This is a genomic window from Arthrobacter sp. Y3224198 (assembly GCF_059090025.1).
This window is the reverse complement of record NZ_JBNHFG010000036.1, coordinates 1-25,027: the sequence shown is the minus strand read 5'-3', so window position 1 is coordinate 25,027 and position 25,027 is coordinate 1. Positions and strand designations below refer to the sequence as shown.

At 66.2% G+C, this 25,027-nt stretch carries 26 protein-coding genes and 1 other RNA gene; 16 read left to right on the top strand and 11 right to left on the bottom strand.

Annotated elements, in window-relative coordinates; genetic code table 11:
• Positions 1-425 precede the first annotated feature (425 nt).
• Positions 426-1,148 carry a class I SAM-dependent methyltransferase gene (locus tag AC5RUF_RS14440; protein ID WP_494131042.1) on the bottom strand — a complete coding sequence of 241 codons (723 nt, stop codon included), beginning with the start codon at positions 1,146-1,148 and terminating at the stop codon, positions 426-428.
• Positions 1,149-1,309: 161 nt separating this feature from the next.
• Between AC5RUF_RS14440 and ffs the strand changes: the two genes are divergently transcribed.
• From ffs to recR, 3 genes are all read left to right on the top strand, one after another.
• Positions 1,310-1,405: signal recognition particle sRNA small type (gene ffs / locus AC5RUF_RS14435), an RNA gene on the top strand.
• 77 nt (positions 1,406-1,482) lie between these two features.
• Positions 1,483-4,686, top strand: a complete 3,204-nt coding sequence (locus AC5RUF_RS14430) for a DNA polymerase III subunit gamma and tau (RefSeq protein ID WP_494131041.1) — start codon at positions 1,483-1,485, stop codon at positions 4,684-4,686.
• 195 nt (positions 4,687-4,881) lie between these two features.
• A complete protein-coding gene (gene recR, locus AC5RUF_RS14425) occupies positions 4,882-5,478 on the top strand; it encodes a recombination mediator RecR (protein WP_493998650.1) in 597 nt (198 codons plus the stop codon).
• Positions 5,479-5,496: 18 nt separating this feature from the next.
• On the opposite strand, the gene AC5RUF_RS14420 is transcribed toward recR, so the two are convergent.
• Together AC5RUF_RS14420 and AC5RUF_RS14415 are read right to left on the bottom strand one after the other, a co-directional pair.
• On the bottom strand, positions 5,497-6,552 hold the full coding sequence (locus AC5RUF_RS14420; RefSeq protein ID WP_493998649.1) for an ABC transporter permease: 1,056 nt from the start codon (positions 6,550-6,552) through the stop codon (positions 5,497-5,499).
• Entirely contained in the window at positions 6,549-7,490 is a 942-nt protein-coding gene (locus AC5RUF_RS14415) for an ABC transporter ATP-binding protein (RefSeq protein ID WP_494131040.1), read from the bottom strand. The genes AC5RUF_RS14420 and AC5RUF_RS14415 overlap by 4 nt, the downstream gene beginning before the upstream one ends.
• 227 nt (positions 7,491-7,717) lie before the next feature.
• On the opposite strand from AC5RUF_RS14415, the gene AC5RUF_RS14410 reads away from it, so the two are divergent.
• On the top strand, positions 7,718-9,004 hold the full coding sequence (locus AC5RUF_RS14410; RefSeq protein WP_493997612.1) for an aspartate kinase: 1,287 nt from the start codon (positions 7,718-7,720) through the stop codon (positions 9,002-9,004).
• Between the two features lie 114 nt (positions 9,005-9,118).
• Here the strand turns inward: AC5RUF_RS14410 and AC5RUF_RS14405 are convergent, their stop codons facing one another.
• Positions 9,119-9,592 carry a VanZ family protein gene (locus AC5RUF_RS14405; RefSeq protein WP_494131039.1) on the bottom strand — a complete coding sequence of 158 codons (474 nt, stop codon included), beginning with the start codon at positions 9,590-9,592 and terminating at the stop codon, positions 9,119-9,121.
• Between the two features lie 28 nt (positions 9,593-9,620).
• The gene (locus AC5RUF_RS14400; RefSeq protein WP_493997610.1) at positions 9,621-9,836 is read right to left on the bottom strand and encodes a hypothetical protein; all 216 of its coding nucleotides are present in this window, start codon (positions 9,834-9,836) and stop codon (positions 9,621-9,623) included.
• 83 nt (positions 9,837-9,919) lie between these two features.
• Between AC5RUF_RS14400 and AC5RUF_RS14395 the strand changes: the two genes are divergently transcribed.
• From AC5RUF_RS14395 to AC5RUF_RS14380, 4 genes are all read left to right on the top strand, one after another.
• Positions 9,920-10,375 (top strand): MarR family winged helix-turn-helix transcriptional regulator, encoded by a 456-nt coding sequence (locus AC5RUF_RS14395; RefSeq protein WP_493997609.1) that lies wholly within the window; start codon positions 9,920-9,922, stop codon positions 10,373-10,375.
• Between the two features lie 210 nt (positions 10,376-10,585).
• Positions 10,586-12,643, top strand: a complete 2,058-nt coding sequence (locus tag AC5RUF_RS14390; RefSeq protein WP_494131038.1) for a BCCT family transporter — start codon at positions 10,586-10,588, stop codon at positions 12,641-12,643.
• Between the two features lie 66 nt (positions 12,644-12,709).
• On the top strand, positions 12,710-13,636 hold the full coding sequence (locus AC5RUF_RS14385; RefSeq protein ID WP_494131037.1) for a 3-methyladenine DNA glycosylase: 927 nt from the start codon (positions 12,710-12,712) through the stop codon (positions 13,634-13,636).
• A gap of 30 nt (positions 13,637-13,666) precedes the next feature.
• Entirely contained in the window at positions 13,667-14,212 is a 546-nt protein-coding gene (locus AC5RUF_RS14380; RefSeq protein WP_494131036.1) for a hypothetical protein, read from the top strand.
• A 36-nt stretch (positions 14,213-14,248) separates the two neighbouring features.
• On the opposite strand, the gene AC5RUF_RS14375 is transcribed toward AC5RUF_RS14380, so the two are convergent.
• Together AC5RUF_RS14375 and AC5RUF_RS14370 are read right to left on the bottom strand one after the other, a co-directional pair.
• Positions 14,249-14,851, bottom strand: coding sequence for a hypothetical protein (locus tag AC5RUF_RS14375; RefSeq protein ID WP_493997125.1), 603 nt, complete (start codon positions 14,849-14,851; stop codon positions 14,249-14,251).
• Positions 14,848-15,372: a DUF4442 domain-containing protein gene (locus AC5RUF_RS14370; RefSeq protein ID WP_494131035.1), complete on the bottom strand. Its 525-nt coding sequence runs from the start codon at positions 15,370-15,372 to the stop codon at positions 14,848-14,850. Before AC5RUF_RS14370 ends, AC5RUF_RS14375 begins: the two co-directional genes overlap by 4 nt.
• 151 nt (positions 15,373-15,523) lie before the next feature.
• Between AC5RUF_RS14370 and AC5RUF_RS14365 the strand changes: the two genes are divergently transcribed.
• From AC5RUF_RS14365 to AC5RUF_RS14340, 6 genes are all read left to right on the top strand, one after another.
• The gene (locus tag AC5RUF_RS14365) at positions 15,524-15,943 is read left to right on the top strand and encodes a hypothetical protein (protein WP_493997127.1); all 420 of its coding nucleotides are present in this window, start codon (positions 15,524-15,526) and stop codon (positions 15,941-15,943) included.
• A 201-nt stretch (positions 15,944-16,144) separates the two neighbouring features.
• Positions 16,145-16,399 (top strand): phosphoribosylformylglycinamidine synthase subunit PurS, encoded by a 255-nt coding sequence (gene purS, locus AC5RUF_RS14360; protein ID WP_493997128.1) that lies wholly within the window; start codon positions 16,145-16,147, stop codon positions 16,397-16,399.
• Positions 16,399-17,178: a phosphoribosylformylglycinamidine synthase subunit PurQ gene (purQ, locus tag AC5RUF_RS14355; protein WP_494131043.1), complete on the top strand. Its 780-nt coding sequence runs from the start codon at positions 16,399-16,401 to the stop codon at positions 17,176-17,178. The genes purS and purQ overlap by 1 nt, the downstream gene beginning before the upstream one ends.
• Positions 17,175-19,478 carry a phosphoribosylformylglycinamidine synthase subunit PurL gene (gene purL, locus AC5RUF_RS14350; RefSeq protein ID WP_493997129.1) on the top strand — a complete coding sequence of 768 codons (2,304 nt, stop codon included), beginning with the start codon at positions 17,175-17,177 and terminating at the stop codon, positions 19,476-19,478. Before purQ ends, purL begins: the two co-directional genes overlap by 4 nt.
• A gap of 68 nt (positions 19,479-19,546) precedes the next feature.
• Positions 19,547-19,945: a hypothetical protein gene (locus tag AC5RUF_RS14345; protein WP_493997130.1), complete on the top strand. Its 399-nt coding sequence runs from the start codon at positions 19,547-19,549 to the stop codon at positions 19,943-19,945.
• Between the two features lie 62 nt (positions 19,946-20,007).
• Positions 20,008-20,544: a GNAT family N-acetyltransferase gene (locus tag AC5RUF_RS14340; RefSeq protein ID WP_493997131.1), complete on the top strand. Its 537-nt coding sequence runs from the start codon at positions 20,008-20,010 to the stop codon at positions 20,542-20,544.
• Here the strand turns inward: AC5RUF_RS14340 and AC5RUF_RS14335 are convergent.
• The gene (locus AC5RUF_RS14335; protein WP_494131034.1) at positions 20,520-21,098 is read right to left on the bottom strand and encodes a DUF1990 domain-containing protein; all 579 of its coding nucleotides are present in this window, start codon (positions 21,096-21,098) and stop codon (positions 20,520-20,522) included. The genes AC5RUF_RS14340 and AC5RUF_RS14335 overlap by 25 nt on opposite strands.
• Positions 21,095-21,481 carry an MmcQ/YjbR family DNA-binding protein gene (locus AC5RUF_RS14330; RefSeq protein WP_494131033.1) on the bottom strand — a complete coding sequence of 129 codons (387 nt, stop codon included), beginning with the start codon at positions 21,479-21,481 and terminating at the stop codon, positions 21,095-21,097. The genes AC5RUF_RS14335 and AC5RUF_RS14330 overlap by 4 nt, the downstream gene beginning before the upstream one ends.
• A gap of 116 nt (positions 21,482-21,597) precedes the next feature.
• Here AC5RUF_RS14330 and AC5RUF_RS14325 point away from each other — a divergent pair, with 116 nt between their 5' ends.
• Positions 21,598-22,431 (top strand): DUF1206 domain-containing protein, encoded by an 834-nt coding sequence (locus AC5RUF_RS14325; protein ID WP_494131032.1) that lies wholly within the window; start codon positions 21,598-21,600, stop codon positions 22,429-22,431.
• 3 nt (positions 22,432-22,434) lie between these two features.
• On the opposite strand, the gene AC5RUF_RS14320 is transcribed toward AC5RUF_RS14325, so the two are convergent.
• A complete protein-coding gene (locus AC5RUF_RS14320; RefSeq protein WP_493997802.1) occupies positions 22,435-22,875 on the bottom strand; it encodes a CoA-binding protein in 441 nt (146 codons plus the stop codon).
• Positions 22,876-22,942: 67 nt separating this feature from the next.
• Entirely contained in the window at positions 22,943-23,554 is a 612-nt protein-coding gene (locus AC5RUF_RS14315; protein WP_494131031.1) for an alpha/beta fold hydrolase, read from the bottom strand.
• Between the two features lie 402 nt (positions 23,555-23,956).
• Between AC5RUF_RS14315 and AC5RUF_RS14310 the strand changes: the two genes are divergently transcribed.
• Positions 23,957-24,787: an ABC transporter ATP-binding protein gene (locus AC5RUF_RS14310; RefSeq protein ID WP_494131030.1), complete on the top strand. Its 831-nt coding sequence runs from the start codon at positions 23,957-23,959 to the stop codon at positions 24,785-24,787.
• Positions 24,788-25,027 lie beyond the last annotated feature (240 nt).

The window sequence follows — 25,027 nt, the reverse complement described above, 5'->3', positions numbered from 1 at the left end:
CGATTCAACCAATCAAAATAATTGGTATCAATAAACTTGGCACACTATTGAGTTCTCAAACAACAGACGCAATCCGAAAATACTCGGGAAAACAATGCTTTCCTTTTCTTCTTCGCTGCGCCCAACATCAACCCGAACCATTCCTGCGGCCCAAAGGCGCACCAGAAAGACTCTGATTTTTGAAGGGGTTTGGCCGCCATGCTCGGGCGCTTATTTCAGCGTCCCTGCCGCGGCGACTTAGAAGACTTTACACAGGTTCCGCCCCGGTTGCAACTCGGATCCGAGGTGACCCCGGACACCCTCTTTTGGATCCTTTCGGGGGCCGCTATGGCTGCTGTCGAGGCTTGCTAACTGGGCCCTGTACAACGCCTGCCCCGTTCCGGGGTCCTCCGGACACTTATAGGGATCTTCAGAGCGGCCATTGGCTAGACAGCAGTGAGGACGAAGATCCATTCCCGCGACGCCGGGCCAATTGCCTGTCGATCCCAGCCTCCCCAAACATGAGCGGCATGAAGACCTGCATCCTTTATCCCTTCGAGCACATCATCCCAAGGCGGGAAACGTAGCGTTTCACTTGTGGCCCAGTTCCTGTCGCCGGCGCTCCAGTGATCCACGTGCGTAATGAGGTCCCCGTCCTGCAGGATTTCCCCACGTACAGTTCCCCACCCGGTGTCACGCGGAGCCTCGTCAGCCCAATCACGCCATTCCTCAACGGCGGCGTTGCGAATCTCGAAGGCAACGTGACCACCGGGGCACAGCGCCCGCCGCGCTTGAAGCAGTACGTCCACCCAAGCGGATTGATCGAGGAAGTACTGGGCGACATGGCCGGTCATCAGGATCAGATTGGCGCACTCGTCCTCCAGATCAACTGCCGTTCCCTGAATCCAGGTGATATCCGAAGCATGCGGCTGTGATTTAGCGAGAGAGAGCATTGTCGCCTGTGGCTCAACACCTATTGCCTGGTGACCCTGTTCCATGAGGCGACTGCATAGAAGGCCGGTTCCTGCGCCGATGTCCGCGACAACCTGTGCCTGTAGCTCTCGAGCCAGCGCGAGGTAGAACGGGATATCAGGGCGGCACGCATGGTCGGCGTCGTAATGAGCTGCGAGCTGTTGTGTGGCGTAGTAGTTGCCATAGGGCTCGTGCATGTTCAGGCTCCTGACGGAATGCGGCGTAACTGCAAGGGGTGGTGGATCGTCAGAGTCCACCCTCGTCGAAATCTACCAAGCTGCCCTTGCAGCGCTAACGACTGCCGAACAGGCCCCTGGCAGCTCCGACCAAAGCACCGGAAATTTCGGGTAGACTTGTTGGCGGCCCCTCATGTGGTGTCATCCTGTGAACTCCCCCAGGACCGGAAGGTAGCAAGGGTAAGCGGGCTCTGGCAGGTGCATGGGGGGTCTTTAATTTTCCCCGGAGAGCGGTTCGTCACCGCACGGGGCGCCGGAGTGAAAACCGTCAGTGCCAACCGATAGGCTTCTATCTGTGAGTACAGCCCTTTACCGCCGCTACCGTCCCGAGAGTTTCGCGGATGTGATCGGCCAGGAGCACGTCACGGAGCCGCTGATGGCGGCCCTGCAAAAGAACCGCGTCAACCACGCCTACCTCTTTTCCGGTCCCCGTGGTTGCGGCAAAACAACCTCCGCGCGCATTCTGGCGCGCTGCCTGAACTGCGCCGAAGGCCCCACTCCGGTCCCCTGCGGCAAGTGCGACAGCTGTATTGAACTTGCCCGCGACGGTTCGGGCAGCCTGGACGTCATCGAGATCGACGCCGCCAGCCACGGCGGCGTGGACGACGCCCGCGACCTCCGCGAACGGGCCACTTTCGCCCCGGTGCGGGACCGCTACAAGATCTTCATCATTGACGAGGCCCACATGGTCACGTCCGCCGGCTTCAACGCGCTCCTGAAGATTGTCGAAGAGCCGCCGGAACACATTAAGTTCATCTTTGCCACCACGGAGCCGGACAAGGTGATCGGGACCATCCGTTCCCGCACCCATCACTATCCCTTCCGACTGGTCCCGCCGGAACCGCTGCTGGCCTACCTGGAAAAGCTGTGCTCCCAGGAGAATGTAGCCGTGGCCCCGGGTGTCCTGTCCCTGGTGATCCGTGCGGGCGGCGGTTCCGTCCGTGACACGCTTTCCGTCCTCGATCAGCTCATGGCCGGGGCCGGCCCTGACGGACTGGATTACGAGCTCGCAGTTTCCCTCCTGGGCTACACCCCGGTGTCCCTGCTCGACGACGTCGTCGACGCCGTTGCTGCCGCCGACGCCGCTACGGTGTTCCGCGCGGTGGACCGCGTCATCCAGACCGGGCAGGACCCGCGCCGGTTTGTTGAAGACCTGCTGGAGCGCTTCCGTGACCTGATCATCGTTAATGCCATGCCGGACAGCGCAGCCGCAGTGCTCCGCGGCATGCCGGAAGACCAGATCAGCCGGATGCAGACCCAGGCTGCCCAGATGGGCGGGAGCGAACTGTCCCGCGCGGCGGACATCACCAACACGGCACTGACCGAAATGACCGGTGCCACGTCGCCGCGCCTGCACCTGGAACTGCTGTGTGCGCGGATCCTGCTGCCCGCCGCCGACCAGACCGAACGCGGAACCGCAGCCCGGGTGGACCGGTTGGAACGGCGCCTGAGCTACGCCGGTGATCCCACCGAGGCCATGGGCCGCGCCGCTGCAGCCGCTTCGCCGGTGAACACCATTCCGGCCGCCGCACCTACGGCGTCACAGTCCGCCGCGTCGGCACCCGCCGTGGATGAAGCACCGTCCTCACCCCGAGGGATCGATTTCGCCAACACTCCCTCGCCGGAAGAAGCAACTGCGCCCGCACAGTCCGGAACGGACTCGTCGCCGGCGGAGAACACCCCCGCCGCAGCCGGCAGTTCCCTGGACTGGGGCGGCACCTGGTCCACTCCCGTGGACACTCCCGCCCGGCCGGCTTCTTCGGCCACTCCGCCCCCCGGTACCCCGGCTCCCGATGCCCAAGGTTCCCACCATCAGGGTTCCGGCGCTCCGGCTGCCGTCGGCGGACATGGCCCGCAGGCATCCCGCCCGGGCGCTTCGCAGCAGCCCGCACCACAGTCCGGTCCATCCGCCCCGCAGGAGACCGGTCCCGCTGCACCGGCTGCGCGCCCCGCACAGGCACCCGGCCAAGCAGCACCGTCCGGCGGCGGCGGACAAATTGAGATGATCCGCCGCGCATGGCCGGAAATCATGGATGCCCTGACCAGCATCCGCCGCGCCACCTGGCTGAACGTCAGCAAGAACTCCAGCCCCCGGTCCTTTGACGGCAAGGTACTGGAACTGGCGTTCTCCAACCCCGGCGCCGCCACCAACTTCAACCGCCCCGACCATTTGGAGAACCTGCGCAAGGCCATCCACCAGGTCCTGGCGCTGGACTGCCAGATCAATCCGATCCATGACAGCTCGGCGTCAGCGGGTGAGTCGGGCCCAAAAGCCGATAGCCGGCGCGCGCCGGCATCCGCACCCGCCGCATCCGTACCGGGAACGGCCGCTCTGGCTCACGGTTCAGCTACCGCACCGGATCGGACCGCTAACGGTCAGGGTCCGTCCGCTCTCGCACAGGGTCCGTCCGCTCAGGGGCCGGCTCCCGCTGGATCTGCGCCGATCGCCGGCCCTCGAGGCGTCGCTCCGGCAGGTGACAAGCCCTTGGGTTCCCCCGGGGCAGCGTCTGCCGCACCCGGGGCAGCTGCTGCTCGCCAGGGTGGCGTAGCCTGGCCGCTTGCTGCTGCCGCTGTTGCACCTTCAACCCGCGCAGAGGTTCCCGCCCAGCAGGCCCATCACGGTTCCGTCCCTGCCCCGACAACGCCTGCGCGATCTGCCAATGCGACGGCGGCACACGGGGCACCCAGCGGCGCCCCCGGAAGCACCAGCAACGGTGTTCCGGACAATGCGCCGGCACAGGGCGGCGCCCCGACGCCTGTGGGTGACGCCGCCGAAGCGCCAACGCAGTCTGCCCCCGGAAATGAAGCACCGGCTGCGCCCGTGAATGCAGCGTCGGCCGCTCTTCGGCGCCGCGCAGGGGGCGCCACGGCAGCCACCGGTAATGGCCGCAGCAACCGCACCGGCGGACGCGGAGCTGGAACCGGACGCCGGGACGAGGGCCCGTCTGACGAGCCGTGGCCCGATGAACCCTCGGATCCGTATAACGATGCCCCGGAAAGCAATGCCTGGGAGACAGCCGAAGCTCCTGCCGACGTTTACTCCGGTGGCCACCTCTCCGACTCGGAGTGGGCGACCACCAACTGGGCCGGCACCGGATCCACCACCCGTCCGGGCGGTTCTGCTCCGGCTGCAGCGGGAACCGGGCAGGGAACCGCCGGACCGGCAGTCTCAACCGCCACCCGGCCCGGGGCAGCGCCTGGTTCAGCGGCGCCGGCGGCACGGACGTCCGCTCCGGCGGCGGCTCCTGTTTCGTCTTCACCGTCGGCCGGTGCCCCCAACCAGCCGCTGAGCCGCTACCAAAAGCTGCTCAACGAAGCTGCCCAACGCGGCGGCGGAGCACCCGTCAGGGGGAGCCGGCCAGTAGACTCGGCATACGTCGAAGACGTTCCCAGCGCAGACGACATCACGCTGGAGGACTCGGGACTGGTGGGCCGCAAGGCGATCGAGAGGATCCTCGGCGGCCGCCTGATCGAAGAACGCAGCCTCGACGGCCGCTAGCCGGGGCACACTGCCGGCCGGCCCGGGAGGCCTATCGGTAATTTCCCGGGCTGAACGGCCGGGGCAACGGCCCCGGCGCCGGGCCGCAGCATCAGGCACGGTTCCGTGGCAGCCACTCCGGCAGCGCGGCGGACCGGCCACCAGACAGCAAACACTTACGCAACAAACGCAGTTCAACCCAGCAGAGAAGGTTACGTGTACGAAGGTGCGGTTCAGGAACTCATCGATGAACTAGGCCGCCTGCCCGGCGTGGGGCCCAAGTCCGCCCAGCGCATTGCGTTCCACATCCTCGAATCCGATCCCGATGACATGAAGAAGCTGGCCACGGCCATCGTCACGGTCAAGGACCGGGTGAAGTTCTGCAGCATCTGCGGCAACGTGACGGAGCAGGAAACCTGCAGCATCTGCCGCGACCCGCGGCGGGATCCCACCATGATCTGCGTGGTGGAGGAATCCAAGGACGTTATTGCCGTGGAACGTACCCGCTCCTTCCGCGGCCGCTACCACGTGCTGGGCGGCGCCATTAACCCGATCGCCGGCATCGGACCGGAGCAGCTGCGTATCCGCGAACTGCTCAGCCGGCTTTCCGACGAACAGATCTCCGAGATCATCATCGCCACCGACCCGAACCTCGAGGGCGAAGCGACGGCCACCTATCTGGTCCGGATGCTCAAGACCCTGGGCATTACGGTCACCCGGCTTGCCTCCGGCCTGCCCGTGGGCGGGGACCTGGAGTACGCGGACGAAATCACCCTGGGCCGGGCCTTCGAAGGCCGCCGGAGCATGTCCTAGCCGCTACGCGTCCGCCCGCTAGGCGATGCGCGTTCCGGCCGAGAGGTTCCGTACCGGGGTCACCAACCGGCGTCGTCCCAGGACCAGCAGCAGCGCGGCAAGGCCCAGCTGGATCAGCAGTCCCAGCGGCCAGATCGGCGGGACGTCCTCGAGATCCCCGAGCGTCGCGCCCTCCTTCTTGACCCCGTCCACGCACGGCCTTGAAGATTCCGGTCCGGCCTGGGCCTGGCGGACGAGAATGCTGATGCCCTCCATTACCCCGCCGTCGAAATCCGGACCGGCGGTCGGCATCGCGTCGGCAACAATCACGAATGGGTTGGCAGAGAGGATCCAAGCCACCCGCTCGGTGCGCAGCGCCGGCATTTCCTGCACCTCGCCTACACAGACGTAGTCCTGGTCGAACGACGACGAGGGGTATTGAACGGAGCTGGCCTTCACCGTCCCCTCGGTCAGCATGGCGCTCAGCCCGAAGGCGATCAGCGTCCCCAGCCCCAGGAGGGCGACCAGCATGTAGGTCACCACAATGGAAAAGAGCGGTCGGGCGGCCAATGCGGAGACGCCCACCCCCACCGCGCAGACAATGCCCAGCTCAACCGCCAGCATCAGCACGGCAACCAGCGCGGAAAGGGGCCGCACCCCGCCCAGGGCCAGCGCCCAGAGCAGGAAGGGCACACTGGCCACCAGGAAGCCGAGCGAAGCCACCCAGGCTGCCAGCCACTTTCCGGCCAGGATCTGCCCCGGCCGCAGCAGCGTGACCTGCAGGATGGCCAGGGTGCCTGCGGCCCGGTCCCCGTTCACTCCGTTGGCTGACAGCGCCGGGGCCAGCAGCAGGCCGAAGAACAGGACAAAGCCCACCATCAGCTCGAACAGCACCGGACCCCGCTGGTCCTGCTGCGACCCCGCGTTCAGTGCCGTCAGCATGGCCACCAGGCCGATAACGACAAACCAAACACCCAGCAACACATACCAGCTGCGCGACCGCAGCCGCTGCTTCATCTCCAGGGAAAACACGGAACGTACACCGCCGGCGAAGCTGAGCGGGGAAACAACCGGATTCTGGCTCAAGGTACTCATCGGCGATCGGTATCCAGACTCATGTAGGTCTCTTCCAGGGCGCCGCCGGCCGGCGCAAACGCGGTCACGCCGACGTCGGACAGCACCAGGCCGCGCAGCAGCTCGGCCGCTGCGCCCTCGCCCGCGAGGCGGATCTGTACGTGCGGGCGCTGCTGGTCCTTGGGCTGCCGGTATTCGAGCCGCTGCTCATCGATCGCCCGCAGCAGCGCGCCGGTGTTCAGGGCACGGACCGTGTACCAGCGTTCCTGCGCGCCGGCGTCGGACAGGGACTGGGTTTTGACCGTTTCGCCGCGGGCCACGAACACCGCGCGGTCCGCCATCTCATCAAGTTCGGACAGGACGTGCGAGGAGACCAGGATGGTTTTGCCCTCTGCGGCGAGCCGGCGCAGCAGCACCCGCAGGTCTACGCGCGATCCGGGGTCCAGCCCTGACGCGGGCTCGTCCAGCAGCAGCACCGAAGGGTCATGGATCAGGGCGCGGGCCAGGCTGAGCCGCTGCTGCTGCCCGCGGGAAAGCACCCGGGCCGGCTGGTTCGCATACTCGGCCAGGTGCACCGTCTCCAGCAGTTCGGCCGCCCGGGAGGACGCGGCAGACCGGTCCAGCCCGTAGAAGGCTCCCACGGTGGCCAGTATCTCCGTGGCGGTCAGCGATTCCCAGGTTCCCAGGGTGTCCGGCATCCAACCCACGGCCGCACGCACGTCGCGGGCCTGCGTCAACGGGTCGAACCCGTTGATCCGCACCGTCCCGGCGTCGGGCGCCAGTAAAGAGGCAAGGATCAGCAGGAGCGTGGTCTTCCCGGATCCGTTTGGCCCGATCAGCGCCGTCACTTCCCCGGCGGGTGCCGTGAAATCCATGGCCCGGATGGCCTGCACCCCGCCGAAGCTTCGCCGGATACCCTCGGCCACGATGCCGGCGGCCGGCGCGTCTGTAGTCCCCATGGCGCCCACCCTAGGCGGGTACGGCACCGCACTACGGTTCAAACTCGCCGCGAAGTGACATTAAGTGTATGTTGCCGCGATATTTCGGCGCGCTCCGGGCACGGCTATAGACTTTCCAGACGGACATCGCGGGGAACCCGCCCGATTTCCGCCGGGGATACCAGTACCTTGCCGCGCCGAAGATGCCGGGCACGCCAGAGAACTACGAAACTTGAGAAAGCGTACGCATGAGCCTGATAGTGCAGAAATTCGGCGGTTCCTCCGTAGCGGACGCCGACGGCATTAAGCGCGTGGCCAGGCGCGTGGTGGACACCCATGCCGCCGGCAATGAAGTGGTTGTGGTGGTCTCCGCCATGGGCGACAGCACCGATGAACTGCTGGACCTGGCCGGACAGATCACCACGCTGGGCAACGCCCGGGAAATGGACATGCTGCTCAGCGCCGGAGAGCGCATCTCCATGGCGCTGCTGGCCATGGCCATCAACCAGCTCGGCGGCTCGGCCCAGTCCTTCACCGGCAGCCAGGCCGGCATGATCACCGATGCCATCCACGGCAAGGCCCGCATCATCGACGTCTCCCCGCACCGGATCAAGACCGCCATTGAACGCGGCGACATCGCCATCGTCGCCGGATTCCAGGGCGTCAGCCAGGACAGCCACGACATCACCACCTTGGGCCGCGGCGGGTCCGATACCACCGCCGTCGCGCTGGCCGCCGCGCTGGAAGCCGACGTCTGCGAGATCTACACCGACGTCGACGGCGTGTACACGGCCGATCCGCGGGTGGCCCCCACGGCGCAGAAGATCGGCAAGATCTCCAGTGAGGAGATGCTGGAAATGGCCGCGTCCGGCGCCAAGATCCTGCACCTGCGCTGCGTCGAATACGCCCGCCGGTTCGGTGTACCCCTGCACGTCCGCTCGTCCTTCAGCTCGCACGAGGGAACCTGGGTGCTGCCCAGCCCCGACGACAAGATCAAGATTCAAGAGGGAGAACCCTTGGAACAGCCCATCATCTCCGGCGTTGCCCATGACCGATCCGAAGCCAAGGTCACCGTGGTGGGCGTCCCCGACATCCCCGGCAAGGCCGCGGAAATCTTCGGCATCGTGGCCGGTGCCAACACCAACATCGACATGATCGTCCAGAACGTCTCCACCAAGGGCTCCGGCCGGACGGACATCTCCTTCACGCTGCCGATCATCGACGGCAAGGAAGCCATCGACGCCCTCAACGCCGCGAAGGACGAGGTCGGTTTCGACACCATCCAGTACAACGAGCAGATCGGCAAGCTCTCACTGATCGGCGCCGGCATGCGCTCCAACCCGGGTGTCTCGCACCGGTTCTTCGAGGCACTGCACCACGCCGGGGTGAACATCGACATGATCTCCACCTCGGAGATCCGCATCTCGGTGGTCACCAGCGCCAAGCTGCTGGACACGGCGGTGCGTGCGGTCCACGCGGCATTCGGGCTCGACGGCGAAGACGCGGCCACCGTGTACGGCGGCACCGGCCGCTAGGTTTCCGCTGCCGGTTTGGGTTTCTGCTGCCGGTTTGGGAAATCCCTCCGCTGCAAACCGGCAGGGATTTCCCAAAACGGCAGCAAATTGCACAAGACGGAGTAAATCCGGGCGCTAGAGCGGTGATTCCGCGGGAAGCCTGCGCCTGCTGCGGGCCCGGTGGATCCACAGAGCGGCAGCCGCCAGCACGGCACCCATCAGGGCACCGGCACTGTTGGCCAGCCAGTCTGTTGCGGTGCAGCTGCGGCCGAGCATGGGGACGAGGGCCTGGACGGCCTCGATCAGTGCCGACAAAGCGGTTCCGGCGAGGAACATGGTCCAGGGCCTGCGGGTCACGATGCCGGCCAGCAGGACCAGCGGACCAAAGAGCACAATGTTGGCCAGCGGCTCCGGGTCCAACAGGCGCGCCAGTCCGCCGTCCACCATGCACCGCGTTTCCACGGTGCGGTAGGTGGTGGGAAACAGGGTCAGCAGCAGGATGGCAGCGGTGTACAGATTCAGGAGGACGCGGGCCGCTCGGGTCCGGGGTACCAGCCAGGCTCCCAGCAGCGGTCCGACGACGACGAGCGCTGCGAACGCGGTCTGCACCAGCCACATATGGGTGCCCAGGAAGTGGCTAATGCTTTTCCCGGGAGACGATGTAGCTGCTGCCGTCGGCCCGGGTCTTCGTTTCCCAGAGGGCCTTTTCCTGTTCCTGCTGTGCCTTGAGCAGTGCCTTGTTTTCCTCGGTCATGGGATGGTCCGTCGAACCCTGCTGTGCAGGACCGAAGATCAGCCGGACCTTGCCCGTTGTCCGCATGAACCGGGACACAAAGCTTTCCTTCTGAGCCATCCAACCAAACCTTTCCACCGGGTATTCGTTCCCATAGTACGCTAATCATTAGTGCACTAATGATTAGGCAGGAAGGTTTGACGATGGACCACGCAGAAGAGGACCTGCTGCTGGAGCGGCAGCTCTGCTTCGCCCTGTCCGTAGCTTCCCGCAGCATCGTGGGCGCCTACAAGCCGGTGCTCGAAGACCTGGGACTCACCCATCCGCAATACCTGCTGATGCTGGCCCTCTGGGAGGAAAGTCCCCGCCGGGTGCGCGACCTCAGCGACAGCCTCCTGATGGACCCGGCCACCCTCTCCCCCATGCTCAAGCGGCTTGAAGCGGCCGGACTGGTGACGCGGAACCGTGCGGTCGGCGATGAGCGGGCCCTCGCCGTCGAACTGACCGACGCCGGCCGCGCCCTGCGACACCGGGCACTGAAGGTACCCGGCACCATGATGGAACGCCTGGGCCTGGAACGGGACGAGGTTGAGGAACTCAACCGGAGTATGCACCGGCTGATAACAGCCGCGCAGGCCGCCCCGCAGGACGCCGCATAACAGGCCGCATGCAGACGGCGAAACGGCAGGACATAAGCCTGCTTATGGCAACGAACAAGTAACAATCCAAGTGTGATATATACAACGGCTTTTTTCCGCATTGCGGAAAAATGCGTTGGAATCAGTGCCGATCGGCCATTACTCTCCCTAAGGTCCTGCTTAGCGCACACCCAAGGGCACCCCAGTGGTGCCCCCGAGGAGACGAATCACGTGGCAACACGTCCAGAACACCAGCAGCACCTTCCGCCCTCATCAGAGGACACTTCCGGCACCGGACAGGGGAACCCGGCGACGCCGCCGCAGAAGCCATCCGTACGTGAACGCGCCGCGAAGGTCCTGCGCCGCGAACCGCGGTATCCGCACGACCTCCATCCCGGACTGGTTCCCGGCATAGGTGTGGACGAACAACGCGTCTCGTACGGCACCGACCGCCTGGTGTTCGGTGTGGCCGCCGCCCTCATCCTTGGTTTCGTGGCATGGGGCGTCCTCTCTACCGATTCCCTGAAGTCGGTCTCGGATGTGGCCCTGGCCTGGGTGGTCGAAAACACCGGCTGGCTTTTCAGTGCGCTCGTTGCCGTACTGGTGGTTTTTATGCTGTTTGTTGGTTTCAGCCGCTACGGCAAAATCCCGCTGGGTGTGGACGGGGAGAAACCGGAGTATTCCAAGTTTTCCTGGATTGCCATGATGTTCTCCGCCGGGGTGGGAATCGGCCTGTTCTTCTTCGGTCCGTATGAGCCGCTGACCTATTACCTCTCCCCCGCCCCCGGCACGGCAGAGCCGGAAACCGCTGAGGCCATCCACAAGGCAATGGCGCAAACGTACTTCCACTGGGGCTTCAACGCCTGGGCCATCTACGCACTCGTGGGCGCAGCGGTGGCCTACGGCTCCTACCGCCGCGGGCGGGTACCACTGATGAGCTCCATCTTCACGCCGCTGCTCGGCCGCTCCCGCACGGACGGCCTGCCCGGCCGGGCCATCGACATGTTCGCCATCGTGGCCACCCTGTTCGGCACCGCCGCCTCGCTGGGCATCGGTGCCCTGCAGATAGGCCGCGGCGTGGAGATCGTCTCCGGCATCGGGCGGCTGCCGAACGCCGCCCTCATCGGCATCATCGCGATCCTCACCGCAGCCTTCATTGCCTCCGCCATCTCCGGCGTGGGACGCGGGATCCGCTGGCTGTCCAACATCAACATGTCCCTGGCGCTGGTGCTGGCCGTGTTCATCTTCCTGGCCGGGCCCACCCTGTTCCTGTTGAACCTGATCCCCGCTTCGGTAAGTGAGTACCTTTCCGAGCTCCTGCACATGATGAGCAAGGGCCCCTCCTGGGGAGAGGACGCTGCGGACTTCTCAGCCTCCTGGACTGTCTTCTACTGGGCCTGGTGGATCTCCTGGTCGCCGTTCGTAGGTATGTTCCTGGCCCGCATCTCCCGCGGCCGCACCCTGCGCGAATACGTCCAGTACGTCCTGGTGGTCCCCACCCTGGTGTGCATCGCCGCCTTTGGCATCTTCGGCGGCACCGCCATTTGGATGCGGATGCAGGGCCAGGCGGGAATCGACATCGAGACCACACCGCAGGACCTGTTCTTCCAGGTTCTCGACGGGCTGCCGTTGAGCTCAATCACCCCGTTCCTGGCCATGTTCTGCATTGCCATTTTCTTCATCACCTCGGCGGATTCGGCTTCGGTGGTGATGGGCACCCTGTCCCAGCGCGGCAAGCCGGAACCGGACCGCAAAGTCACTGCCTTCTGGGGCGTGGCCATGATGGGCATTGCCGTGGTGATGCTGCTGGTGGGTGGCAACAGCGCCTTGGAAGGACTGCAGAACCTCATCATCGTCTCAGCCCTGCCGTTCGCCGTGATCCTGCTGCTGATGATGGTGGCCTTCACGCGCGACCTGCAGACCGACCCGCTGATCATCCGTCGGGAGTACGCCGCCCACGCCTTGGAGAACGCGGTGCGCGCCGGCATTGATGAACACGGGGACAATTTCGCCATCACCATCGAGAAAACCCCGGAGGGTGAGGGCGCCGGCGCCGGATTCGATTCCTACGACACCTCGGTGACCGACTGGTACCAGCGCACGGACGAGGAGGGGCAGCCGGTGGACTACGACTACGGGTCCGGCGAATACGCCGACGGCTGGACCGCGGACGGCAGTGCGGAAACGGGCACCACGCCTGCTGAGGGGGATGCCGACCAGGAGCCAGGCAGGAAGGGGCACGCGGACGACGACGAGGGCGCGGGCCGCCGGCCCGCTCCCGTGCGCTAGGCGGAACGGTGGATAACGGTGGATAACGGCGGATACAGTCACGGCACCGGCAGGGATAATGGTGCCGTGACCGTTTCCGCCTTCTCCGCCGTGCTGACCGAGGATGAGTGGCGTGCCCGCCAGGCAGCGCACGAAGCCCGGGTCCGGCCGTTTACCGAGGACTACCTGCAGCGCCGCTCCGAGGGCCGCAAGCATCCGGTGGAGGATTTCCTCTTCACCTACTACTCCCAAAAGCCCGGCCAGCTGCTGCGCTGGCACCCGGGCGCCGGCGTCGTGCTGACCGGCGAGGCCGCCTTGGAGCGCACCGGCTGGAAGTTCTACCGCCACCTCACCGGTGAAGAAACGGCAGCCGCAGCCCTTGCCGCAGGGATGCCGGCCGTTACCGTCGACACCGCCGGATTTGCCGCGGCGCGCGGGGAGGCTGCGGGGTTCACCGCCATGCTGCTTTCACGCACAGCCGCCCGGAAACCGGTGCTGGGGTGTTTCGGGATGCACGAGTGGGCCATGGCCTACAAGTCCGAGGACAACGGCATCCGGCACGACTACCTCCAGCTGCGGCTGGGCGCCAAGGGGACCGACGAGCTGGTGGAACGCAGCCGGATCCGCTGCACCCACTTCGATGCCTTCCGGTTCTACACTCCCGAAGCGGTTCCGCTGAACGAACTGACCCCCACCCGCGAGAACCAGCGGGACCTGGAACAGCCCGGCTGCCTGCACGCGAACATGGACCTGTACAAGTGGGCCTACAAGCTGGTGCCGCTGCTGCCCAGCGAGCTTGTCATGGACTGCTTCGAGCTGTCCTGGCGCATCCGCACCATGGACATGCAGGCCTCCCCTTATGACCTGGCCGACTGGGGCTACGAGCCGATTGCCGTGGAGACGCCGGCCGGCCGGGCGGCGTACGCCGCAGCACAGCGTGGATTCGCGGAGGAATCCCAGCAGTTACGCGCCCGCATCCTCGACCTGCTGGGGGGATCACCGGCCCGGGCTTGACGGAAGAACTAGGCTGGGAGCCACCAACTGATGGAGGTCTCCGCCATGGTCCGCACTGTCCGTTCCGCGCTTCCCCTGTTGCTGGCCTGCGCAGCACTGACCCTCGCCGCCTGCGGCTCCGACGCCGGCACCGGTGGCGACGGGGATGCCGGCTCCGAAAGCCCGTCACCGTCTGCCACGCCCTCGGCCTCCCCCACCTCGTCCGCGCCGGCATCCCCGACACAGCCGGCGTCCGGTGCGGCCACCTCACTGACGGTGGAGTTCAGCCCCGACGGGCAGGCACCCGGGGAAACCTGGACGCTGCAGTGCGACGGCGCCGCGCCGCTGCCCGGCTCCAACGTTCCCGATCCTGCGGCCGCCTGTGCCGTGCTCGCCGAGCAGGGCGCCGCGGCCTTCGCCGAAGCGGCCGGCGACCGGATGTGCACGCAGAACATTGCCGGGATGCAGCGGGCCCGGGTCACGGGCACCGTGAACGGGGAAGCCGTGGATGCTTCCTTCTCCCTGACGGACGGCTGCGAGATTTCCCGCTGGGAGAACCTCACCGCCCTCCTGGGACCGGCGGAGGGGACCTTCTAGGCGCTTCGGCCGCCCGGGGCGGGACAACCGGACCGGCTACTTGCCGGTTTCTTCGGTCCACATCTCCAGCATCCTGGGTCCGTCGATTTTCCACTCGCCGTCAATCCAGACCAGGTACAGGTCGCCGATGGAGGCTCCTGCCATGACCCTTGCCCGGGGTTCGTCGCCACCGTCCTCCAGGAACACATCCTCGGGTCCGACCTCTGAGGCCTCCTGGACATGCGAATCATCCATGAACCCCACCCACGTAAAGGTGTTTTGGAAGACCAGGATCTTTTCCGCATCACTCAGCCCGTCGAGGCTGTACATATCGGCAGCCGGCAGCCTCTCGTAGAGGTAATCCGCCCCCTTCCGCTGCCCCTCCGCGCTCAGGGACTCTATGGCCGTCAGCACATCGGTTTCTTCTTCGAGTTCCGCCGCGGCTTCCAGGTCCTCCCCCGGAAGGACCTCCTGCAACGGCTTCAAATCCCCCGCCTTCAGCGTTGACTGTGCATCGTCGCGGGTCCGGGACATGTAGTCCCCCACCATCTCGCCTGCCTCCGATTTCAGCGTTTCGTCCGAGGGGACCGGTGAACCGCATCCGGCCATCAGGAAAGCAGCTGCTGCCGCCGCGGCCAGCCACCGTATGGTTTTTTTCATTGCGGATCCCTTCCCTTTGTGCCCGCTGCGTCCATCGCCGGAACCACCGGACGCGCTGTCCGATCCTGCTTCCGGCGTACGTACACCTGCTTGCGCACGCGCGCCACCACGGCACCCGCACTGTCCTTGACGTCCACAGAGAACCATTCGAGGACCTTGTCCCCGCCCGCCGCCAGCTCGCGGAGGCGCGCGACATCGGCCTGCGCCAAAGTGAACTCCGCGGTTACCTCGCCGGTTCCGGGCTTGATGAAGTCGATTTCCGCCGCCTTGTCCCACACCACGTGGTCCCTGCCCAGATGGTGCAGCAACAGCAGCATCCAGAACGGGTCCGTCATGGCGAAAAGGGACCCGCCAAAATGCACCCCGGCCACGTTGCGGTTCCACCAATGCTCGCGCAGTCGGACAGTAACGCCGCGGTACGCGGGATCAAGCCGGGTGATCCGGATACCGGTAAAGGCAAACGGCGGCCAGAGGTTCATGAACCGGCGGAGAGTGCCGGGTTTCAGGTTCAGGAGCTTCACCGCCCCACTGTAACCAATAGTGAGCGCCGTCACGCCAACCAACGCCTGTACATACTTCTGCGCTTCATGGCATATTATGAGTAAGCATGCTTAGTAATCCATTCTGGGCGATGGAGTTATCCGTCCGGACCTGAACTGGAGGGCAAGAAAAGTGTCAATCGAAGCAAGTCCCGAGGATCTGTCGGGGGCAGACTCTACCGTTCCGGGTGAGTTCGTCCCCTGGTGCAGCACGTGCGGCACCGACGAGTACCTGATCATCGAATCCGTCGAGCCGGCAGCGAAGCCGGGGCGCGGAGAATTCCTGGAAATCAATTACACCTGCGCGGAATGCGACAGCTTCTACGGCCATCCCATCCGCCACTCCTCGGTCTGGGCCCGCGGACTGGCTGAACCCACTGACGCCGAATACATGCACTGCGGTGAACCCATGCAGCCGCGGGACGGCCGGCAGCTGTCCATCTTTGAACCGGTCAGCACGGAGTCCATGCCCGCGCAGGCGCCGGTGGACGTGCAGCTCGAGACCACGGTGCTGCGCTGCCACTGCGGATTCCAGCTGGAAATCCCCGCCTGACCGGCGGTAATAAAACAGGGAGTTTTCCCCGGTAACGGGTTGTGCCGGGCGGTGCCGCGACGCTGCGGACCGCCCGGTACGGGCCCGTCAACGTAACCTGCGCAACGGAAGCTAGAATGGGCAGTGCAAGCTCGCGGAGCGCTGAATCAGCGTGAGACGGCAGGGTCCGCGGCCACCCATTTCACTCACAGGAGTTGCCGGATGCCCCGGATCGTTGTTGATGTAATGCCCAAACCCGAGATCCTGGATCCGCAGGGCAAAGCCATTGCCGGGGCACTTCCCCGCCTGGGGCTTACCGGCTTCGCGGGAGTCCGCCAGGGCAAGCGTTTTGAGCTCACGGTGGACGGCGACGTCACTCCCGAAATCCTCGAGCAGGCCCGTACCGCCGCTGCCACGCTGCTCTCCAATCCCGTGATCGAAGACGTGACCCGCGTCGAAGTTCTCCCGGAGGCCTGATTTTGAGCACTCCCCTGATCGGTGACTTTTCCGTCACCCCTGAAAACGATGCCCTGCGGGCCGTGCGGGTGGGTGTCATCACCTTCCCCGGCACGCTGGATGACCGCGACGCCGCCCGCGCCGTGACCATCGCCGGCGGCACCGCCGTCGGACTCTGGCACGCCGAAGCGAACCTGCAGGATGTGGACGCCGTCATTGTCCCCGGCGGTTTCTCCTACGGCGACTACCTGCGTGCCGGCGCTATCTCCCGCTTCGCCCCGCTGATGGAAAAGGTAGTGGACGCCGCCGCGGGCGGGATGCCGGTGCTGGGCATCTGCAACGGGTTCCAGATCCTCACCGAGGCGCACCTTTTGCCCGGCTCCATGATCAAGAACAACCACCTTCAGTTCTCCTGCGCGGACCAGCTGCTGCGGGTGGAAAACAACACCACTGCCTGGACCTCCGCCTACGAACAGGGCGCCGGCATGGTTATCCCGTTGAAGAACCAGGACGGCCAGTACGTCGCGGATGAAAAGACGCTGGATGAACTCGAAGGCGAAGGCCGCGTGGTTTTCCGCTACGACGGCGAAAACCCCAACGGTTCGCGCCGGGGCATTGCCGGTATCTCCAACGCGGCAGGCAACGTTGTGGGCCTGATGCCGCACCCCGAACACGCCGTGGAACCCGGCTTCGGCCCGGACTCCTCCGCCTACGGAGAGGTGGGCCTGGGCTACGGCACCGACGGCCTGCGCGTGTTCTCCTCAGTACTTAATTCGCTCGTTGCCGGAGGCAAGCCATGACCGTTTCCCCTGCCGAAGAGCAGAAGAAGTTCCGCATAGACACCGTTGAGCACGCCGCCGCCACCCCGGACACCGAGCTGCCCTGGGCCGAGCTGGGCCTGAAGGAGGACGAGTTCCGCCGCGTGGTGGAAATCCTGGGCCGCCGCCCCACCGCGGCGGAACTGGCCATGTACTCCGTGATGTGGTCCGAGCACTGCTCCTACAAGTCCTCCAAGGTGCATCTGAAGCAGTTCGGGGACAAGGTCACCGAGAAGATGAAGGAACACCTGCTGGTGGGCATCGGCGAGAATGCCGGCGTGGTGGACATCGGCGAGGGCTGGGCAGTGACCTTCAAGGTCGAGTCCCACAACCACCCCTCCTTCGTGGAGCCCTACCAGGGCGCCGCCACCGGCGTCGGCGGCATTGTCCGCGACATCATCTCCATGGGCGCCCGCCCGGTGGCCGTGATGGACCCGCTGCGTTTCGGTGCCATTGACCACCCCGACACCGCCCGCCTGGTGCACGGCATCGTCTCCGGCATCGGCGGCTACGGCAACTCCCTCGGCCTGCCCAACATCGGCGGCGAATTGGTGTTCGACTCCGTGTACCAGGGCAACCCGCTGGTGAACGCGCTGGCCGTGGGCGTGCTGCGGCACGAGGACATCCGCCTGGCCAACGCCTCCGGCGCCGGCAACAAGGTGGTGCTCTTCGGCGCCCGTACCGGCGGCGACGGCATTGGCGGCGCCTCCGTACTGGCCTCGGAATCCTTCGATGCGGACAAGCCCTCCAAGCGGCCCGCCGTGCAGGTGGGCGATCCGTTTGCGGAGAAGGTGCTCATTGAGTGCTGCCTGGAGTTGTTCAAGGCCTCCGTGGTGGAGGGCATCCAGGACCTGGGCGCGGCCGGCATCTCCTGCGCGACGTCGGAGCTGGCCTCCAATGGCGACGGCGGCATGCACGTGGAACTGACCAACGTGCTGCTGCGCGATCCCACCCTGACCCCGGGCGAAATCCTGATGTCCGAATCCCAGGAACGCATGATGGCGGTGGTGACGCCGGAGAACGTCGAGGCGTTCGAAGCCATCATGGACAAATGGAACGTCGAGTACTCCTGGCTCGGCGAGGTCACCGGCACCGGCCGGCTGGTCATCGACTGGGACGGCGAGACCATTGTTGATGTGGATCCGCGCACCGTGGCCCACGAGGGCCCTGTGTACCAGCGGCCCATGGCACGCCCGGCCGCACAGGATTCCATCTCCGCCAACTCTTTCAGCGCGGAACGGCCCTTCGGCAGCGCCGCGGTCAAGGACGCCATCCTGGAACTCATGGCTTCCCCGAATATGTGCGACAAGTCCTGGGTCACCAACCAGTACGACCGCTACGTGCAGGGCAACACCGCCCTGGCCATGCCGGACGACGCCGGCGTGGTCCGCGTGGATGAAACCACCGGGCTGGGCGTGGCCATCTCCACCGATGCCAACGGCCGCTACTCCTACCTGGACCCGTACGAGGGCGCGAAGCTGGCCCTGGCCGAGTCCTACCGCAACGTCTCCACCTCCGGCGCCAAGCCGCTGGCCGTCACGGACTGCCTGAACTTCGGCTCCCCCGAGGATCCCGAGGTCATGTGGCAGTTCGCCGAGTCAGTCCGCGGGCTGGCCGACGGCTGCAAGGAACTCGGCGTACCCGTCACCGGCGGCAACGTTTCGCTCTACAACCAGACCGGCGGCGTCGCCATTCATCCCACCCCCGTGGTGGGCGTGTTGGGCGTGTTCGACGACGTCGCCCGCCGCACGCCGTCGGGCTGGCGGCAGGACGGGCAGGCCATCTACCTGATGGGCACCACGCAGGACGAGCTGGACGGCTCCGAATACGCGAACCTGCGCGGCCACCTCGGCGGCAAACCGCCGAAGGTGGACCTGCAGGCGGAGAAGCTGCTGGGCGAACTGCTGGTCAACGCTTCCCGCGACGGCATGATCGACGCCGCGCACGACCTCTCCGAAGGCGGCCTCGCAGCGGCCCTGTCCGAAATGGCCCTGCGCTTCGGCGTCGGCGCCCGCATCGGACTCGGCGAGGTCTGTGAACGGGACGGGGTGGACCTGTTCACCCTGCTCTTCTCCGAGTCCCAGGCCCGTGCCGTGGTGGCCGTGGCCCGCAGCGAAGAGGTGCGCTTCAACGACATGTGCTCGGCCCGGGGCTTCCCGTTTGCCCGGATCGGCGTGGTGGACACGGAGATCGGCGCTCTGGACTTCCAGAGCAACTTCACTCTGCCGCTGGACGAGCTGAAGGCCGCCCACGAAGGTACCCTGCCCCGGCACTTCGGCTGACCTCAGCCACTGCAGCACCAGCACGGGCCCGGCGGACATTCCGCCGGGCCCGTGTAGGCTCCGGAGGTATGGAGAAGACCCTCGAAGACCGGACCCTGCGCGCGCGGATCATTTGCGGCGCCGTCGCTATCGCCATGGGCGCGGTGGCGTTAGGCGTGAACTGGCCGTATCTTTTCGGACCCGGCACGGGCGACCCGGGGGCGGCCTGGTTATCCGCCCTCGGAGGAGTACTGGGCGTTGCCATCGGTTGCTGGATTCTGGCGGGGCCCCGCTCGAAGGGAGAACGACTGGTGCTGAGCGCCAGCCGGGGCCGGATCGCCTACGGAGTCGCGGTGTTTCTCGTCTGCCTGGCGCTGCTCGTTGGCGGGCTTACGCTGGACCAGCCCACAACATCAACGGGCTTGCCGGCACTGTTGGCAGGCAACGCCTTCCTGCTGCTTTTCGTACCGAACGAGCAAAACAGATAGGGATACCCCACCCGGTAAGCGCCGAATGACACTTTCGGCCCAAGAGCGTGCAATATTAGCTCGTGAGCACAATTCCGGAGAACCTTGCCGCCAACGCCGGCATACCCACCCAGCGCCTTTCGCTGGACCTGATGACGGCCGCCGAAGTGGACGCCCTCATCATCCGGACGCGGCGCCCGGACTGGGCTCCCGATTTTCCGCAGCCCGAAGACTACGACGCCGCCCGCCGGGCCTTCGAAGCCGGCCTGCTGACCCCGGCGGCAGCTGCTTTCGGGATCCGCATGATCCGCGAACGCTCCACCTCGCTGGTGGTGGGCACCATCGGTTTTGAGGGGATCCCCCTGGACCGGGCCGTGGAGGTCACCTACAACGTGGTGCCGTCCTGCCGGGGACAGGGCTACGCCGGGGAGGCACTGGCCGCCATCACCCGGTTCATCTTGGACCGGCCGCTGGTGGACGAGGTTATTGCCTTCACCGACCCCGCCAACGAGGCCTCCCAGTCAGTGCTCCTCACGGCCGGCTTTATGCCTCAGGATGGAAGCGACATAAGTCTGCGCTTCAGCCTCCGCCGGGATCAGCTGCCCGACGCCACCAGGTAGGCCGCAGAGAAATAGCGGTTGGTGAAGAACCGCTGAATCCGCACATTGACTGCATTTGCCGCGCCCACCAGGGCGTTGGCGGGGCGGCTGTAGGCGGCAACCCGAAAATACAGCCGGCCTTCGTCATCGAGCTCGGCGTAAAACCCCTCTTCCCCGCTTTCCGGATGTCCCGGCAGGGTTCCGTAGCCAAAGCCGGCACGCTGGCCGCGCACCGCCGCTCCGGCGTCGTCCGTCACCGGTTCGGCACTCCAAAGCACGCGGCAGGGCGCGTAGTAACGGACCCGCCACAGCCCGACACCCGAGGCCATGTCCACACCTGGGGCGGCCCGCGGTGTCCCCGGCGCCACCCGGAGCCCTGCCCCGCGATGCACGTCCCAGTCCAGCAGGCCGCCGGCCAGCCGGAGGAAGCCGGCTCCCGTATCCGCCACGTCCAGCTCCTGCTTGCGCAGGACCAGCCGGTAGCCCTCCGGCCAACGGTCCGTCATGGGCGTGGGGTAGGGCCGCTCCGTCCGGCCGGTATCGGGATAGGTCAACTCCCTGCGTGCCGAACTCATCCGCCCGCCAGTCCCTTCCAGGCCAGCGAGTCACGGTCCTTCTTCGGCAGGGAGGCGACCACCAGGTCGTAGGAGTCCTCAATGAGATCCCGGATCATGTCCTGCGGCAGCCCGCCGGCCACCTCCACCTGGTTCCAGTGGGTCTTGTTCATATGCCAGGCACCGGAGATCTGCGGATGCGCGGCGCGCAGCTGCTGCGCCAGTTCCGGCTCGCACTTGAGGCTGATCATCAGGGGTTCCGCCTCCAGGGCAGCGAGGGCGAACATCTTCGCCTTTCCGCCGGCCGCACGCACCTTGAACACGGAGGACTCCGGCCCAAAGGGGAAGTCCTCGAATGACCCGGGCAGGGCCAAACACAGCTGCCGCAGCTGACCTGCATCCATGCGAAAAGCCTATCCCCGGTTTGCGCGCCGCGGCACCCGGCTTGCTACAGATGAAAGGATGGAGGAATCAGGTATGCGGCCCGCGCTTACCGTGAGCAGAGCAAAGGACAGCCGGCGTGGAACAGAAGAACCGCAGTGCCAGGCCGCTGGAGGACGCTGCCGAGCGAGCCGCCGGGTCCAAGACCTTCGAGCGTGTGGCCAGGCTCGGCTACGTGGCCAGCGGCATAGTGCACATGGTCATCGGCATCATTGCCCTGCAGATCAACGCCGGACAATCCGGCAATGCGGACACCAGCGGTGCCGTCGCCGCCCTGGCCCAGCAGCCGGCCGGATACCTGCTGCTCTGGTTCTGCTTCGCGGGCTGTTTTGCGCTGGCACTGTTCCAGTTCAGCCGGATCTTCCTGGCCGGCCAGCAGCTGAAGGACCGGGAGCTGTGGAAGGACCGGGCCAGCAACGCCGGCCAGGTGGTGGTGTATGCCGCGATCGGCAGCATCTTCGGGTCCTTTGCCCTGGGCCGCGGCAGCGACTCCGGCAGTTCCTCTTCGGTCAGCTGGACGGCACGGCTGCTGGCGGTCCCGACCGGGCAATGGCTGCTGGGCATCGCCGGCCTGGTCGTCGTGGGAATCGGCGGCTACTTCATCTTCAAGGGCGCCACCCGGAAGTTCCGGGACCAGCTCACGGGTGTCACCGGCCGCATCTGGCCGCGCGCAGTGGACGTCACCGGCGTGGCAGGGTTCATCGCCAAAGGCATCTCCCTGGTGGTGCTGGGGGTCCTGCTGACCCTCGCGGCTATCAATGCCGACCCGGAACAGTCCACGGGACTGGACGGTGCGCTGCACACACTGCGTGACCAGCCGTTCGGCGTCGTCGCGCTGGCCGCCGTGGGCATCGGCCTGATGCTCTACGGCCTGTACATCGGCATCATCCGGGCCCGCTTCGCGAAGCTGTAGGGCCTACAACCCCACGCGCGGCGCCTCGATCACCGGGCAGGTGTCCATCACGACGTCGAGCCCGGCAGCCTTCGCCCGGGCGGCCGCGGCTTCGTCCACCACGCCGAGCTGCAGCCACACTGCCTTCGCGCCCACCTCGATGGCTTGGTCCACAATGTCGCCCACCCGGGAGGAATTCACGAAGCAGTCCACCACGTCGATGCTGCCCGGAATCTCGCTGAGCTTTCGGTAGCCCTTGTTGCCGTGGACGTCGTCGCCCTTGAGGCTGACCGGAATGATCTCCATGCCCAGGGTGTCCTGGACGTACCGGGATACGCCGACGGCGGGGCGCATCGGGTTGTTGGACAGGCCCACCACGGCCCACCGGCCGGGTGTGGCCAGGAGCCGACGGATGACCTCCGGATCATTCGCGTGTGCAGTGCTGGCGCCGTTGAGCTGTGACATGTGCCGTCCTTCGCGTTGCCGGGGCTGGGGCTGGGGCTCCAGCCTACCGGTCCGGATGTGGAAAGACTCAGTCCAGGAACTCTTCGATGGCGTCCGCCACCACCGTGTCCGAGACTCCCCGCGCGTCCGAGTCGAGCAGCCGGAATTCCCCGGATTCAAGGGCATCGGCCGCACGCCGGGCCAGATCCTTGGTCTCGTCCGCGCTGGTGCTGCCCGCCAGGATCAGCACGGGAACGCTCACCCCGCCCAGGCCTTCGATCTCCGTCTGCAGCACCAGCAGCTCATCCTCGCCCTCTACCGGGGACAGCGTGGGTTCCAGGGCCACCACGCGGTTCACCACCACGGACTCCTCCGCCGCCCGCAGGGCCAGGAACGCGCCTTCGTCAAAACCGTAGAGGTCCGCCGATTCGCCGGCCACCTGCAGCACCGCCAGCAGGTCATCCACATCGGATTCGGCGGTGTACTCCTCGCCGATGCCGCTTTCGCCGATGCCGCGCCGGTCATAGGTGTACACCGTGTGGTTCTGCGAGAGGATCTCCGCCAGGGCGGCCGTGGCCCGGCTGCTGCGGTGGGCAAGCAGGGGTCCGACAATCGCGAGCGGCGGTCCGCAGCCCTGACGCGACCAGGCAATGGGCGTTCCGTCCGCGGACGAAACAGTTCCGGAGGCACTGGGTTCCATGACCGCTCCTGCTCTTTGGCTGCTGTGGAATGCGGAACGTGCGGGTAAGGACGGCACCGGACCGGGAACCGGTGCCGGGATTCACGTTCAAACCTAGGAGCCGCCACCGCGGCAGGTCAATGGCCGCTGCTCCTCCCACGCAGGACGGCGCGAAAGCGGCAACATGTCCTTTTGTGAACGGCCGTGGCGAGCCGGGCTTGTCCAACTGCCGGATCCGGCGTTTAGTAGTCCTTGACCATCCCGAGCGGCTGAGAGACCTGGATCAGTGAAGCCGCAGCAACCCTGGTTGCCGTATTTCCTCCTTGAGGTACGGCAATAACGAGGCTGGTGTCGAAGGAAGCCGTTACCCGGCTCAGGACACTTTCCGTAGGGTGCTACTGCCAGGAACGATGGAGTGTTTCTATGACAGCAGTTCTGGCTTCTTCCACGCCCGCGGCCCGCACCGCCGCTAAAGCCGCCACGTCCACTACCGCCCTGCCGGTTACCTTTGAGCAGCTGGGCCGCACTTTCGGTACCGGCCCCGATGAACACACGGTCCTCCGCGACGTCAGTTTCGATGTTGTGCCCGGGGAGGTGCTGGCCATCCTGGGTGCCAGCGGCTGCGGGAAGTCCACGCTGCTGCGCGCCGCCGCAGGCCTGGACCGCCCCACCTCCGGCACCGTCCTGATTGACGGCCAACCCGTCCACGGGATTGACGAGCGGTGCGCCGTCGCCTTCCAGGAACCCCGGCTGCTGCCGTGGCAGACCCTGCAGGCGAATATCGCCATCGGATTACCCAAGTCCGCGAGCGCCAGCAGGGGAAAGGCCCGGGTGGCCGAACTCCTGGACCTGGTGGGCCTTTCCGCCTTTGCCAAGCACCGGCCGCGTGCCGTCTCCGGCGGCATGGCGCAGCGGGCCTCCCTGGCCCGGGCGCTGGCCCGTGAACCCGGTGTCCTCCTCCTGGATGAACCGTTCGGCGCCCTGGACGCCCTGACCCGGTTGAAAATGCAGGACCTGCTCCTGTCCCTGCACCGGGCCACCCCCGCCACCGTGCTGCTGGTGACCCACGACGTGGATGAAGCCCTCCAGCTGGCGGACCGCATCATTGTGCTGGGGACGGAACCGGGCCTCCCCGGCGCCACCATCACCAATGTGGTGACCGTCCCAGGCCCGCGTCCCCGGGACCGGGCCTCGGCGGAGCTGGCCCGAATGCGCGGCGAGCTGCTCGCCCTGCTCGGCGTCGAACGCCACTAGTCTTTCTTCCCCGCCCGGGCGCTTCCGGCCCCGGCACTCCTTGAGGGCTTCACCGCCACCCCTGTGTGTCTCCCCCTCTGCCTTACCGCTTCCCCTTTGCCCTGCCCCCGCCGTTCGGCGTACCCGGCAGGCCCTCTCCTAAGGAACCCCTATGAACAGCCGTTCTTCCCTGCCTGCCCGCCTGCCCCGCCTGCGGGTTGCCCTTCCCCGGCCGGCCGCCGGGCGCGCGGCCCGCACCCT

Bases quoted from the DNA above. Each gene is read 5' to 3' on its own strand.
- AC5RUF_RS14440 (WP_494131042.1), bottom strand. From the start codon at position 1,148: ATGCACGAGCCCTATGGCAACTACTACGCCACACAACAGCTCGCAGCT.
- AC5RUF_RS14420 (WP_493998649.1), bottom strand. From the start codon at position 6,552: ATGAGTACCTTGAGCCAGAATCCGGTTGTTTCCCCGCTCAGCTTCGCC.
- AC5RUF_RS14415 (WP_494131040.1), bottom strand. From the start codon at position 7,490: ATGGGGACTACAGACGCGCCGGCCGCCGGCATCGTGGCCGAGGGTATC.
- AC5RUF_RS14410 (WP_493997612.1), top strand. From the start codon at position 7,718: ATGAGCCTGATAGTGCAGAAATTCGGCGGTTCCTCCGTAGCGGACGCC.
- AC5RUF_RS14400 (WP_493997610.1), bottom strand. From the start codon at position 9,836: ATGGCTCAGAAGGAAAGCTTTGTGTCCCGGTTCATGCGGACAACGGGC.
- AC5RUF_RS14395 (WP_493997609.1), top strand. From the start codon at position 9,920: ATGGACCACGCAGAAGAGGACCTGCTGCTGGAGCGGCAGCTCTGCTTC.
- AC5RUF_RS14380 (WP_494131036.1), top strand. From the start codon at position 13,667: ATGGAGGTCTCCGCCATGGTCCGCACTGTCCGTTCCGCGCTTCCCCTG.
- AC5RUF_RS14375 (WP_493997125.1), bottom strand. From the start codon at position 14,851: ATGAAAAAAACCATACGGTGGCTGGCCGCGGCGGCAGCAGCTGCTTTC.
- purS (WP_493997128.1), top strand. From the start codon at position 16,145: ATGCCCCGGATCGTTGTTGATGTAATGCCCAAACCCGAGATCCTGGAT.
- purL (WP_493997129.1), top strand. From the start codon at position 17,175: ATGACCGTTTCCCCTGCCGAAGAGCAGAAGAAGTTCCGCATAGACACC.
- AC5RUF_RS14345 (WP_493997130.1), top strand. From the start codon at position 19,547: ATGGAGAAGACCCTCGAAGACCGGACCCTGCGCGCGCGGATCATTTGC.
- AC5RUF_RS14335 (WP_494131034.1), bottom strand. From the start codon at position 21,098: ATGAGTTCGGCACGCAGGGAGTTGACCTATCCCGATACCGGCCGGACG.
- AC5RUF_RS14330 (WP_494131033.1), bottom strand. From the start codon at position 21,481: ATGGATGCAGGTCAGCTGCGGCAGCTGTGTTTGGCCCTGCCCGGGTCA.
- AC5RUF_RS14320 (WP_493997802.1), bottom strand. From the start codon at position 22,875: ATGTCACAGCTCAACGGCGCCAGCACTGCACACGCGAATGATCCGGAG.
- AC5RUF_RS14315 (WP_494131031.1), bottom strand. From the start codon at position 23,554: ATGGAACCCAGTGCCTCCGGAACTGTTTCGTCCGCGGACGGAACGCCC.
- AC5RUF_RS14310 (WP_494131030.1), top strand. From the start codon at position 23,957: ATGACAGCAGTTCTGGCTTCTTCCACGCCCGCGGCCCGCACCGCCGCT.